This is a genomic window from Pseudomonas typographi, from assembly GCF_014694385.1.
Taxonomy (GTDB): domain Bacteria; phylum Pseudomonadota; class Gammaproteobacteria; order Pseudomonadales; family Pseudomonadaceae; genus Aquipseudomonas; species Aquipseudomonas typographi.
The window spans coordinates 1-1,044 of the sequence record NZ_JAAOCA010000098.1 but is presented as its reverse complement, the minus strand read 5'-3'; the positions used below and the strand labels follow the sequence as shown (position 1 = coordinate 1,044).

Annotated in this window: 1 protein-coding gene; it reads left to right on the top strand. The window is 50.6% G+C overall.

Annotated features, from left to right (window positions below; translation table 11 throughout):
* Positions 1–457: 457 nt before the first annotated feature.
* On the top strand, positions 458–1,044 hold a 587-nt coding region (locus tag HAQ05_RS27805; protein WP_202988134.1), incomplete at its 3' end, for a hypothetical protein.

Here is a 1,044-nt window from a genome sequence, read left to right as displayed (position 1 = left end):
CAAGCAGCCTTGAGAGCGCTACAGGATTACGTCCGAACGAGTTGTCATTAGCCTCGCTGTATTCCCCGCAATACCGCCTTCAGATCTCGCCACGGAAATTCCGCAGCGGGCTTGACTTGCTCACATCTCTCCCGGTGCTCGAAAGGGCGCCGCGCATCCGTCAAAAGCTGGATTGCGCCGCAGTGTCGACACGTCACGCCTTTTTCTCCCAAGGCCCACTTAGCCAGCCACTGCTTTCCGATCATGTGTTCCCCTTGGCCAGTTCCCAATCATATGCTCAAAACCAAAGTGCACAAGCTCTAGGGAGCCATATGGCGCCGTTCTAGCAAGTTTTGAATTGCTTGCAAAGCGCGTCACCAGGGCGCCCCCTGCAAGCCGAATGTCGGATAAAGATTGATGATGGCCACTTGGTGTCGTAGCCTGAGAGTCCTCAGCATGATCAATAACGGCAGCCAAAATGGAATTTGTCGTAGCCCGCGGCTTTTGTAGCCGCTACAGCCTTCAGGGGAAACTAACGGCGGGCTGTTTAGTTTTACTGGCGCTTGCTTTTTTAATGGCTTTCTTATTGATAATTTTTATTGAAAACGAATATAGGTTGGCAAAACGGAATTACGAAAATCTTCATCTATACCAAGTTGTATTGCTGGCGGCCAATGCGATTTCAGCGGAGCGGGGCCCTACGAACACCATGCTTGGAGGGGACTATTCTCCCAACTCGGAGCCTGCAAAGCGCCTTCTGGCTTATCGGCTTTCAACCGATAAAGCAATAGCTGAAATGGCTGATGCTCTTGCTACTACTGATTTTGATGCGGAAGGGGAAGTTTTTACCACTAAACGTGCGTTGGCAAGAGCGAGGATTTTGGTGGACAAGGAGCTTTCCTCTCCTTTCAGTTCACGCACACTGCTATCAATCCAGTACGCCATAAGTGGGATGTTCAGTGCCGTGGACGCTATACGACCATTAATCAACGTCGTGGCGTTGTATTCCATCGAGGGAAAAAGCGATATTGCCGATGAGGCACTAATAGGACAGAAGCTGTTCGA